This window comes from Variovorax sp. CCNWLW225, from assembly GCF_037204045.1.
Classification (GTDB): Bacteria; Pseudomonadota; Gammaproteobacteria; order Burkholderiales; family Burkholderiaceae_C; genus Variovorax.
Map to the genome: position 1 here is coordinate 395,705 of NZ_JBBCBV010000003.1, position 13,031 is coordinate 408,735.

Annotated in this window: 2 protein-coding genes; both read right to left on the reverse strand. The window is 68.2% G+C overall.

The features are described 5' to 3' along the window. Positions 1 to 4: 4 nt before the first annotated feature. A complete protein-coding gene (locus tag V9L20_RS09555) occupies positions 5 to 5,014 on the reverse strand; it encodes an amino acid adenylation domain-containing protein (protein ID WP_337296407.1) in 5,010 nt (1,669 codons plus the stop codon). Next, positions 5,011 to 12,450, reverse strand: a complete 7,440-nt coding sequence (locus V9L20_RS09560; RefSeq protein ID WP_443098558.1) for an amino acid adenylation domain-containing protein — start codon at positions 12,448 to 12,450, stop codon at positions 5,011 to 5,013. The genes V9L20_RS09555 and V9L20_RS09560 overlap by 4 nt, the downstream gene beginning before the upstream one ends. Between the last annotated feature and the right edge of the window lie 581 nt (positions 12,451 to 13,031).

A 13,031-nucleotide genomic window follows, 5' to 3' on the forward strand; every position in this document is an offset into this window, starting at 1 on the left:
ATCGTTACTCCTTGCGCAGCCAGCCGCCGAAGGTGCGGCTCAGCAGGCCCTCGCCGCGCGCACCGGCCTTGAGGTTGCCCATGGCCAGCGGCGCGAGCTCCGAGAGATCGGCGCTGTCATGCGCTTCGCGGGCGGAGGCTGCGATCTGGCCGAGGTTCTCGAACAGGTAGCGGCGCGACTGCACGCGATAGCCCAGCGTCTGCTCGGTCTGCTGCAGCGCCCGCAGCACGAGCAGCGAATCTCCGCCGAGGTCGAAGAAGTTGTCCGTCGGGCGGATGTCGTTCACGTCGATGCCGATCACCGAGGCCCAGATCTGCGCGAGGCGGGCGTGCTCCGGGTTCAGGAGCGTTTCGTCCGCCTTCGGGGCCACGGCCGTGCCGTTGACCGGTGCCGCGGCCGTGGCCTTGAGCGGATCGACCGCCGCGAGCTTGCGCAGGTACACGGCGCTGGCCGAGCCTTCTTCGGTGGACAGTTCGTCCAGCGTGGCTTCGGGATGCTCGGCGGCCCGTTGCAGCAACTCCAGGTAGCGGTCGCGCAGGTGCGCGCCGGTTTCGCGCAGGTAGATGTCGGCGTTGTAGTTCAGCGCGCCCTCCAGCCCGTGCGGCTTGTCCATCAGCCACATGCCGATGTCGTCGGTGGCGCCGTGCTGCATCAGGTGCAGCTGGCGGGTTTGCAGGCTGCCCAGGCGCCGTGCGCGGTCGCGCGCGTCCTGGAACGAGAACATCGTCTGGTAAGGGCCGACCGCGCGGATGCGGGCGCCCAGGGCGGGCTCCGCCATGAGCCGCTCGAACGGCACCTGCTGGTAGTTCATGATCGACAGCAGCTCACGCTTCACGTAGCGCATGAACTCGGCGAGCGGCTGGTCCAGCTTGACCTGCAGCGACACCGGCAGCACGTTGTTGAAGAAGCCCATCACGTCTTCGGTCTCGGGCTGCTGGCGGCCGCGCACCGGGTTGGCGATGACGATCGACTCCGAGCCGATGACCCGGCTCATGGTGAGCGCATAGATGCCGAAGGTCAGCATGCTCAGCGTCACGTCCACGTCGCGGGCCACCTTGCGCAACTGCTGCGTGGTCGCAAGGTCGACGCGGATCCACTGCGCGCCGCCCTGGCCGCTCTTGCCCGAGCGCCGCGGCATGTCGGTGTTGGGCAGGCGCGGCATCGGCGCCTCGGCGAAGCGCTTCAGCCAGAAGTCCAGCTGCTCCTGGAAGCCGGGCTCGTTCATCCAGTTGGCCTGCCATTCGGCATAGTCGCCATGCGTGGTGGCAAGCGCGGGCAGGCCGTGCGGGCGACCGCGTTCCGCCGCGTCGTAGATGGCGGAGAGCTCGCGCTGGAGCAGATCGAATGACCAGCCGTCCCAGATCAGGTGGTGCGGCACGAACACGAACACATGCTCATGCGCATCGAGCTGGAACACCGCCGCATGCATCATGGGCGCGCGGTGAATGTCGATCGGCCGGTCGGCAAGCTCCTGCATGCGATCGGCCAGCTCGGCTTCGCGCTGATCGGCCGGCAGGTTGCGCAGGTCGATGAACGGCAGTTCGAAGTCCACCGCCTCCGACATCGCCTGCACCGGCTGCCCGGTGTGCGGGTCGGTCGCCATGCGGGTGCGCAGGGCGGGCTGGCGGCGAATGATTTCCCTGAACGCGGCCTCGAAGCGCTGCATATCGAAGTTGCCGGTCAGGCGCTGGGCGGCGGGCGCGTTGTAGACCGAGCGGCCGGGATGCAGGTCCTCCATGAACCGGATGCGTTCCTGCGACGGCGTCAGCGGCGCCGTCTTGCGATTGATGCGGCAGGGCAGCGGCGCCTGTGCCCGGGAGCCCGCGCTTTGCAGGCCTTCGACCACGGCGGCCAGCTTTTCGGCCGTGGGCGCTTCGAACAGCGAGCGCAGCGGCAGCGTGATCTTGAACTCGCGGCTCAGCAGCGTGGTCAGGCGCGAAGCCAGCAGCGAATGGCCGCCCATGGCGAAGAAGTCGTCCCGCATGTCGAGGCCGGGCAGGCTCAGCACCTTTTCCATGGTTTCGAGCACCTTGCGTTCGCAATCGGTGCGGGGGGCCGCGCCGCGCCGCGCCTCGTCGCGCGAGACGGCCTGCGGCGGCGGCAGCGAAACCCGGTCGACCTTGCCGTTGGGCAGCGTGGGCAGCGTCTTCAGCGCCACCACGTGCTGCGGCAGCATGAAGGCGGGCAGGTGCTCGCGCAGGTGCGCCATCAGCACGTCCTGGTCGAACTCGACACCGGGCGTGAGCGCAAGGTAGGCCACCAGGCGCACGTCGCCCGGGCTGTCTTCGCGCGCCACGACCACGCAGCGCGAAACGCCGGCCACCTCGCGGCAGCGCGCCTCGATCTCGCCCGGCTCGATGCGGTAGCCGCGCACCTTGAGCTGGAAGTCCAGCCGGCCCAGATGCTGGATCAGCCCGTCGTTGCGCCAGCGGCCGCGGTCGCCGGTGCGGTACAGCCGCTTGGCCGTTCCGAAGATGCGGGCGGTGACGAAGCGCTCGGCCGTGAGCTCGGGCCGGTCGATGTAGCCTTGCGACAGCCCGTCGCCGGCAATGCAGATTTCTCCCGGCACGCCGATGGGGCAGGGCTGCAGGTCGGCGTCGAGAATCCAGATCTCGGTGTTGTCCACCGGGTGGCCGATGGACACGCCGCGCGATGCCACGGCCTTGGGGTCGACCAGCCATGCGGTCGAATACACCGTGGTTTCGGTCGGGCCATAGCCGTTCCAGAGCTCCGAAAGACGCTCGCACAGCGCAAGCGCAAAGCTCGGGCGCAGCGGCTCGCCGCCGATCCAGCCGCGAAAGCCCGGTGCGCCCGGCCATTGGGCGTCGAGCAGCAGCTGCCACATGCCGGGCGTGGCCTGCAGGAAATTGATCTGCTCTTCCTGAAGCAGCGTGCTCAGGCGCACGCCGTCCATGGCCAGTTCGCGCTGCACCATCACGATCTCGGCGCCCACGGCCAGCGGCAGCAGCAGGTCGGGCACCGCCATGTCGAACGACAGCGTGGTCACCGCGGCAATGCGGTCGCTGGCGTTCATGCCGGACTTCCTCTGCATCCACTGCAGCAGGTTGGCCACCGATGCGTGCCGCGCGGAGACGCCCTTGGGCAGGCCGGTGGAGCCGGAGGTGTAGATCACATAGGCAGGGTCGTCCGGGCCGGCGTCGTCTTCGCTCGGGGGCAGGGGATCGCCGGAGGCCTGTTGCCAGGCGCTGTCGCGGTCGATCTCGAACACCTGTTCGCCCGCGCCCTCGCGCCAGCTGCGCGGCGCCGCGGCAATGTCCGACGAGGTCAGCAGCAGGCTGAGGCCGGCATCCTTGGCGTAGTGGTCGAGGCGCGCCTGCGGAAAGGCGGGGTCGAGCGGCACGTAGGCGGCGCCCGCCTTGAGCACGGCGACCATTGCAAGCACCATCTCGAGGCTGCGCTCCAGGCACAGGCCCACATGGTGGCCGCGCCGCACGCCGCGCTCGCGCAATGCACGCGCGAGCCGGTTGGACTGCGCGTCTAGTTCGGCATAGGTGAAGATTCGCGCGCCGTCGCGCACGGCAGGGCGGTCAGGCTGCAGAGGCACGCGGGCCAGGAAACGTGCGAGCGCATGCGGCGCGCCTTCCAGCGGGGTGGGCGGCGGCTGCAACGCGATGAGTTCTTGCGCGCCTTCCGGTGAAAGCACCTCGAGCCGGCCGACGGTTTCGCCCGGATTGCGCGCGGCCGAGCGGAGCACGCACTCGAACATGTCGAGCCAGCGCTGCACGCTGGCCTCGTCGAACAGGTCGGCGTTGTATTGCGCCTCCATCTGCAGCCCGCCGTCGAGCGGGCGCAGGTTCAGGAAGAGCTCGAAGTTCTCGTACTGGCGGGGGATGGTGTCCTGCGTGACATCCAGGCCGGTGAAGGCCTGCGTGCTGCTGGCCACGTCGGGGTCGACGTTGAACACCACGCTCACCAGCGGCAGGCGGCTCGGGTCGCGCTGCAGCGCAAGCTTGCCCAGCAGCGCGCCGTAGGTGAGCGCCTGGTGGTCGAAGGCATCGAGCACGGCGGTGCTGCATTCGCCCAGCAATGCGTCGAAGCGCATCTGGCCGTGCGCGGCAAGGCGCAGCGGCAGCAGGTTGACGCAGTGGCCCACCAGGTCGGGCATGTCGCGCGCGATCTGGCCCGACGCCGGAATGCCGACCACGATGTCGTCCTGCCCGGTAAGGCGGTGCAACGTGGCGACAAAGCCGGTGAGCAGGCCCGCGAACAGGCTGGCGCCGGTCTTAGCGCTCATCGAGCGCAGCGTGGTCACCAGGCGGCGGTCGAGCAGCCGCTCGGCGCGGCGCGAGCTGAAGGTGCGCGTGGCGGGGCGCAGGTGGTCGAGCGGCAGCTCGATCACGGGCAGGGTTCCGCCGGGAAAGCGCTCCAGCCAGTAGTCCACATGCACCTGCATGTCGGGATGCGCGGCTTCGGCGGCTTCTTCCGCGGCAAAGGCCGCATAGGTCGGCGCCGGCTTGAGCCGCAGGCCGTTGCCGGTTTGCTCGGCATACAGATGGCCGAGCTGCTCGGTAATGACCACCCACGACCAGCCGTCGCAGACCACATGGTGCGCCGACATGACGAGTTCATGCTCGGCATCGCCAAGCCGGTACAGCACGGCGCGGAACAGCGGGCCTTGCTCCAGCGAGAAAGGCGTGCACACCGCGGTGTCGTGGGCCGTCTTCAACGCCTGTGCCCGGGCTTCGGGCGAGAGGCCGCTCAGGTCCTTTTGCTCCATCGGGTCTTCGGGCGGCTGGCCGACCAGCATGCAGGTGCCGTCGGGCGAGACCGTGGCGCGCAGCGACTGGTGGCGCGCGACGAGGCGTGCCACGGCACGCGCCATGGCATCGCGGTCGAGCGGCCCGCGAAAGCGCAGCAGCACCGATTCGTTGTACGAGAGCGAGGCTTCGGTGCTCATCGTTGCGCCGAGCCAGACTTCGCGCTGCGATTCAGTCGTCGGAATGACGCATTCGATAAGGCCCGCGGCGGCGGGGGGGCGAAGAACGGCGTTCATGCTGTGGCCTTTCCATTGATCAGATGGCTGGGGGAAGAGGTGGTGTCGGGCACGTACCAGAAGGGCTGGCCATCGATGTCGCGGGCGAGAACGGAGCCGTCTTCTTCCTCGGCCTTGCGGTAGTCGAAGCCGGTGATGACCGTTGCGCGGCGCGGCAGGAATCCGGATTCCTGCATCTCGGCCACGGACTCCTTGAATGCGCGCTGGATGGTCTCGATGTCCTCGGCGCTGTGCGCGCTCGTGAGGAAGCACGGGAAGTTGTCCAGGATGTGCACGCCGCGGCTGCGCATCATTGCGAACAGCAGGTCCTGCAGCGGATGGTCTTCGAGCCAGCTCACGCGCCAGAGCGAAGCGAAGTGCCTGATGGCGATGGGCGCGCCCACCTCGGCGCACCACGCAGTGAGCTCCTCGGCCATCGTGCCCGTGCTGGTGCTGAGGCCGATCTGCAGCGCGGGGCCAGCCTCTTTCAGATAGGTGAGCGATGCCTTGGCCGCGGCCAGCGCGAGCGGGTGCCGCACGAAGGTGCCGGCAAAGTAGGTCACGCCCACGCCGGGAATGGAGTCGTCGCCGTACTGCCAGGCGCCGCCGTCGAGCGCATCCATGAACTCGCGCTTGCCGGCAATCACGCCGACCGGGAAGCCGCCGCCGATCACCTTGCCGTAGGTGGCAAGGTCGGCGCGTATGCCGAACAGTTCTTGCGCGCCACCCAGCCCGACGCGAAAGCCCGTGATGACCTCGTCGAAGATCAGGCAGCTGCCGCTCTGCGCGGTGATGGCACGCACTTCTTCCAGGAACTCGCGCGGCTGGAAGTCGGGGCGGCGGCTTTGCACCGGCTCGGCCAGCACGGCGGCAAGGTCTTCGGCGTTCTCGCGGATGAAGGCCAGCGCCTCGGGCGTGCCGTAGTCCAGCACGCGGATGTCGCCGAACATGCCGCTCATCACGCCGGGCGCGGCCGAGAGGCCCTTGCCGCCCTTGCCGGCGCGAACCAGCACTTCGTCGAAGGTGCCGTGGTAGGAGCCCGTGAACACCACCACGGTGCTGCGCCCGGTGACCGTGCGCGCGATGCGCAGCGCCGCCATGACCGCTTCGGAGCCGGTGTTGCAAAGCGCCGCGCGGTCGCTGCCCGTGAGCTCGCAGATGAGCGCCGTGACTTCGGCGGCCAGCGGATGCTGCGGGCCGATCTCATAGCCCTCGTCGAGTTGGCGGCGCACGGCTTCCTGCACGAAGTCGGGCTGCCAACCGAACATGTTCATGCCGAAGCCGTTGAGCGCATCGACGTATTCGTTGCCGTCCAGGTCCCAGAGCTTCGACCCCTTGGAGCGCTCGATGACGATCTGGTAGGTGATCTCCTTGGTGATCGGGCGAAAGCCGTTGACCACGCGCGGGTCGGCCATGTGGGGGCGGTTGGCTTCGGTGAACTGCTTGCTCTTTTGCGTGCGTGCCACGTAGCGGCGCATGAAGGCCGCAAGCCGCGCCTTTTGCCGGCCGCTCGGCTCGGCGGTGCGCTGCGTGTGGATGCGTGCGATGGCGCCGAAAGCCTTTGTCACGTCGTAGCGCACCGGCTCCTTGGCTGCGGCGGGCTCGTCGGCATTGGGCAGCGCTGGTGAGGCCGGCATCGGCTGCGGCACGGCGGCCTGCATGGCGGGCTGGGTGGCCTGTTGCACCGCCTGTGCAGCCGCGTCATGGGACAGATCCGCCCCGGCGCCCGACAGCAGCGCGAGCTGCTGCCGCATCAATTCCATTTGTTGCGTAACCAGTTGTACAAGCGGTGTGGCGCCGATTCCGCTGGCTTGCAGCGGCGTGAAAAGGGGCGACGGATGCACGGCGGCCGGCACAGTGATTGCCGTTGCCGCAGGGGCAAAAACGGTTGCGCTCACCGGAGCCACTACCGGAGCGATTACCGGAGCAGCCGCGACTGCAGCTACGGATTCGGCCGGCAGGCTTTCCCGCAGGAATGCGCCGAGCGCGTCGAGGCTGCGGTAGTTCTCCATGAGCTGGCGGAAGCTCAGGTTCACCTTGAAGCGCTTCTTGATCTGCGTGGCGACCTGGGTCAGCGTGAGCGAGTCCAGCCCGAGTTCGCTGAAGGCGGCGTTCCCTTCCGCCTGGGCCATGTCGATGCCGGAGATGTCTTCGAACAGAGACCGCAGCCGCGCGTCCAGCGAGGCCTCCGACGAAGCGGATGCGGAAGAAACAGGTAGCGGGGGCGCTGCAGCAACTGTCACGGTCTTCTCCAAAACGGGGGGTGGTACGAAAAGGGCGGGCACGGGCGGCGCGGCTTCCGGCAAGGTGGCCGGCTTTGCCGCGGGGGCCGCGATGTCGACCCAGAAACGCTTGCGCTCGAACGGATAGGTGGGCAGGCGAACCCGCTGGGCGCCGGTGCGCACCGCGAGCCGCGACAACTCGACATCGGCACCGGATGTCCAAAGGCGCGCCAGCGCCAGGCGCAGGGTGCGGGCCTCGTCGGCCGGCTCGCCATGCAGCAGCGGCATCACCTCGCCGGCGCCGTGCTGGCGCACCAGCGTGGTCAGCGCGTTGCGGGGGCCAACCTCGACGAAGAGCGGCCGCGTCGTGTGTTCCATGACGTTGCGCACGGCCGGTGAAAAGTGAACGGTGCCGCGCAGGTGGCGGGCCCAGTAGCTGGCGCTGGTCGCCTCGGCGTCTTCGAGCAGCCGGCCGGTGAGCGTCGAATAGATCGGAATCGTCGGCGGATGCAGTGCCACTTCACTGACCAGCGCTTCGAAGGGCTCGACTGCGCCGTCCATCATTGCGCTGTGGAATGCGTGCGATGTCTGCAGCGGGCGGCTCGGAATGTCTTCTTCCTGCAGCGAGGCCTGCAGCGCCGCAATGGCCTCGAAGGGGCCGGCGGCCACGCAGGCGGTCGGGCCGTTGTCCGCGGCAAGAGATAGCGAATCGCCGAGCCTGGCCGTGAGCTGTTCGGCACCCAGGCGCACCGACAGCATTGCCCCCGCGGGTTGGGCCTGCATGAGCGCGCCGCGGCGGGCGACGAGCCGTGCGGCGTCTTCGAGCCGCATCACACCCGCCAGCACCGCGGCCACGAACTCACCCACGCTGTGGCCGATCAGCGCATGCGGCCGCGCACCCAGCGAGAGCAGCCTGCGTGCCAGCGCGTACTCCAGCGCAAACATGGCGGGCTGCGTCACGGCGGTGGGCGACAGCGCATCGGCTTCGCCTTCGAACATGCGCTCGCGCAAATCGAAGTCCAGCGCGTTGCCGAAGGCTTTCACGCAAGCATCGAAGGCGGCCGCGAAGACGGGATCGTTCGCATGCAGGTTCTTGCCCATGCCGGCGTACTGCGCGCCCTGGCCGGGGAACATCAGCACCAGCTGCGGCGCGCGCGAATCGATGTGGCCGCTGACGCGCCATGCACCGTCGCTGCCACGCAGCGCGGCAACGGCTTCGGCCGCATCGCTGGCCACCACGGCGCGGCGGAAGGCGTGTGCCTTGCGACCGACGCCCAGCGTATAGGCCACATCGGCCAGCGGCAGCCCGGGCGTTGCATCGAGATGCGCCGCCAGCTGCTCCGCGGCCATTGCGAGTGCGGCCTCCGAGCGGGCTGAAAGCGGCAGCACCTGCGGGCCGACCGCGATTGGCGAAGCGGGGCGCGGGGGCGCCTCTTCGACGATGACATGCGCGTTGGTGCCACCCACGCCGAAGGAGCTGACGCCCGCTCGGCGCGGCTCGGCGGCACGCGGCCACGGCTGAAGGCTGGGCGTCACGTAGAAGGGCGTGCGCGAAAAGTCGATGGACGGGTTCGGCGCGGTGAAGTGCGCCGTCGGCGGAATCACTTCGTGGTGCAGCGAAAGCGCTGCCTTGATGAGCCCGGCCGCGCCGGCCGCCGTGACCATGTGGCCCACGTTGCTCTTGAGCGAACCGAGCGTGCAGAAGCCCAGCGCATCGGTGTGTTCGCCATAGGCACAGGTCAGCGCCTCGACTTCGATCGGGTCGCCCATTGGCGTGGCCGTGCCGTGCGCTTCTACATACGAGATGCTGCGCGCCTCCACATTGGCCGCAGCCAATGCGGCGCGAATCACCGCGGCTTGGCCATCCACGCTGGGCGCGGTAAAGCTCGCCTTGGCGCCGCCGTCGTTGTTGACGGCGGCACTGCACAGCACCGCGTAGATGGTGTCGCCGTCGGCCTGTGCGTCGGCCAGGCGCTTCAGCAGCACCACCGCGGCGCCATCGCTGAACACGGTGCCCTGGGCCTGCGCATCGAAGCTGCGCGTGCGGCCGTCGGGCGAGAGCATCGAGCCCTCCTGGTAGAGGTAGCCGCTGCGCGTGGGGCAGGTAACGGACGCGCCGCCCGCCAGCGCCATATAGCACTGGCCCGTGCGCAGCGCATGAAAGGCATGCGCCACGGCCACCAGCGATGTCGAGCAGGCGGTGTGCACGCTCACCGCGGGGCCGGTGAGGTTGAGCCGGTTGGCCACCCGCGTGGTGATGTAGTCCTTCTCGTTGGCCAGCATCACCTGGAACTCGCCCACGGCCTCGATGAGGTCGGGCCGCGTGCTGACGTGGCGCTGGAAGTAGCTGGCGTTGTACATGCCGGCATACACGCCCACGGGGCCGGGGGCGGCGTCGGGCACATAGCCGGCACGCTCCAGGCACTCCCAGCAGATCTCGAGGAACACGCGCTGCTGCGGGTCCATCAGTGCCGCTTCCTTCGGGCCGATGCCGAAGAAGGCGGCGTCGAAGTTCTCGATGCCTTCGATCACGCCGCGGGCGCGCACATAGGCCGGGTCGCTACGCAAGGCCTCGGACACGCCGGCGTCGAGCGTCTCGTCGTCGAAGAAGCTGATGGTGTCGCGGCCGGCAACCAGGTTGTCCCAGAACTGCTCGACATCCGCGGCGCCCGGAAAGCGGCCCGCGGTGGCGACCAGCGCCACGGCGTCTTGCAAGTCTGTGCCTGCCTGAGCGTGGGGTGCGCGTGGGCGATCGATGGCTGTGGGCGCGGCATCACCGGCGGGCGCCAGCTGAGCCGCCATTGCGGCCGGCGTCGGATAGCGGAAGAAGAGATTGGTCGAAAGCGGCTTTGCGCTGTCCCGCTGCAGATCGGCCAGCACCTGCAGCACGCGCATCGAATCGCCGCCGAGGTCAAAGAAGTTGTCGTTGCGGCCGACCTTGGCGATGCGCAGCGCGCGCGCAAAGGCTTCGCACACGCGCTGCTCGGTGGCGTTGCGCGCTTCCTCGAACGGCTGTGCAAGATCCGGCCGCTCGCCGGCCGGTTCAGGCAGGGCCTTGCGGTCGAGCTTGCCGTTGGCGGTAACCGGCAGCTGATCGAGCCAGACCTGTGCGGAGGGCAGCAAGGCCGCGGGCAGGCGGGCCGCGAGGTGCGCGCGCAGCGCCTCCCATGAGAGCTTTTCCTGCGAACGCGCGACAAGGTAGGCGACAAGGCTCAGTTGCCCGTCGGCATCGGGCCGCGCGACGACGGCGCAGCTCTTCACCGCCGGATGGGCGAGGATGGCCGCTTCCACCTCGCCGGTTTCGATGCGGTGGCCGTGGATCTTGACCTGCCCGTCGCGCCGGCCGATGAACTCGAGGGTGCCGTCGGGCAGCCAGCGCGCAAGGTCGCCCGTGCGGTAGAGGCGCTCGCCCGGCGCGCCGAAGGGGTCGGGCACGAAGCGTTCTTCGGTCAGCGCGGGTTGCCCCAGATAGCCGCGCGCCAGTCCGTGTCCGCCGATGCAGAGCTCGCCCACCAGGCCCGTGGGAAGCAGGGCCATCGTGGGGCTCAGCACGCGCAGCACCGTGTCGTTGATGGGCCGCCCGAGCGGCACCGAGCGCAGGTCGGCGGGCAGCGCGGCAGGAATGCGGTAGGTGGCCGCGAAGGTGGTGCATTCGGTGGGGCCGTAGCCGTTGCTCAACGCGAGCTGCGGAAGCGCGGCCAACGCGCGCCGCACATGCGACACCGAAAGAGCTTCGCCGCCGGTAAGCAGGTGCCGCAGGCCGGAGAGGTGCGCCGGGTTGTCGTCGATCACCGCGTTGAACAGCGCCGCCGTCAGCCAGGCGGTGTGCACGTTGTGGCGTGCAATGGTGCGGGCGAGGCCGGCGCCCGTGGGTACGCGCTCGTCGTGAATGACGCAGCAGCCGCCATTGAGCAGCGGGCCCCAGACTTCGAGCGTGGAGGCATCGAAGCCGAGCGGCGCGGCATGCAGCATCGCGCGGCCGGGAGCCAGCTCGACATAGCCCGCATCGATCACCAGGCGAAGGATTGCGCGATGGCAGATCTCGATGCCCTTGGGCGTGCCGGTCGAGCCAGAGGTGTACATCACGTACGCCACCGATTCGCCGTTGGTGGCGGGGGCCTCCCACGAAGCAGGCGCAGCATTGCCTTCGGCGCCGTCGGGCACTTCTGCGGACTCGTCGAGCACCAGCACGGCCATCGACTCGGGCGCGAGATGGCGATGCGCGGGCGCGGCGATTGTGAGCCGCGCGTTCGCCTCGCCGAGCATGTAGGCAATACGCTCGGCTGGAAAGTCCGTCGGCACTGGCACATAGGCGGCGCCCGCCTTGAGAACACCCAGTTGGGCCACCACCGCCGCCATCGAACGATCGAGCAGCAGCCCGACGGTGTCGCCTGCGTGCACACCCGTTTGCTGCAGGCGTTGGGCGAGTCGGCCGGAGCGGCGCTCGAGCTCGCTGTAGCTCATCTGCGCATCGCCTTCGGCAAGGGCCGGCGCATCGGGGGTGACGGCGGCCTGGCGGCTGAACATTTGCGCCACATTGAGTTGGCGGTTCAGCGGGGCAGGCGGCGTGTTCCATGCGATGAGCTGTTGCTCGCGGTCAGCCTCGGGCAGGGTGCGGATGTCGCCCAGCAGTGCGTCGGGGCGGCAGAGCAGGTCGGCGGCCGTGTCGGCGATTGCGGCCAGCAATTGCTCGATGGATGCGGCGTCCAGAAGACCTGCTGCGGCGTCGGCGCGGAGGCGCGGCGCGTCGGATGCGGCGTTCAGCCAGAGGTGAAGGGGTGCCTGGAGCGTGGGGGCGACGGTCTCGGCGCGGAGCCAGAGAAAGCTGGGCGAGGACTCGGGCGTGTCTGTGCCGGGTGCTTCAGCGGCCTGGCGCCGCTTCTGGTCGAGCGTGGCGAGCCATGCGCCCGCCGGCTGCGCGGGATCGAGGGTTTCGGCAAGCGCGGTGTGCCGTGCGGCTGCTTGCGATCCGTGCGCCGAGGCTTCGTGCAGGACCGTTTGTTGCGCGCCGAGCCAGCGGGCCTGCAACAGGAGCCAGGCTGCTGCAAACGGGGTGTCCGGCAATTGACCGGCGACTGCAGTCCATTGGTTCCAATGCCGTACATCTTTCGGTGCAAGTGCCATTGAACTGCCAATTCGTTCTGCCGTTGCCGAGCTGGGCAGCGAAACGAACAGGTCGCCCAGTGAGAGCTGGGGGACTTCGAATTGCGCCGAAAATACCGAATGAAATTTCATGGAAAAGCTCGAATGAGTAATATCTGCTAATACATTGAATACGGAAAAATTGCATTAAGTAAGAATAAAAGGAGGTAGTACGTTTGGTCATATTTCGGAGGCAATCCTAGGGTGTTTGACGCAAACGGTGGGGGCAAATGTTGGTCAAGTTACACTCCGGAATCATTTGTTACATAGACGTACTACCTGATATCGCCCAAACAGGGTAGCTAATCACTCGATTCAAGTAGGTAACTCGCTATCGAGGGTGCGCTCGGGTTTCCCGGTCTGCGTGAAAACAGTGGCCGTGACCTGTTCACGGGGGAACCAATGTAAAAATTCCGTGGGCTTGGCGCATGAGCGATGTGCCCCCTTTCAGGGGAGACAATCGCCCCGTTTCCCTCGGACGGACCCATGACAAAGCGCCTGCATGGCGCGGCGGGCTGCGGTCAAAAGAGGGAGAGGGGATACCGGCGTTGCACCGGGGGCCAGGTGATTACAGTTCGGCCTTGATCGCAGCGGCGCTGCCCCGAATCGGTGCCTGCAAGTGGCGCGAACGCGACGCGAAAATATCGAGAACTAAGGATGTATGGATAAACAGG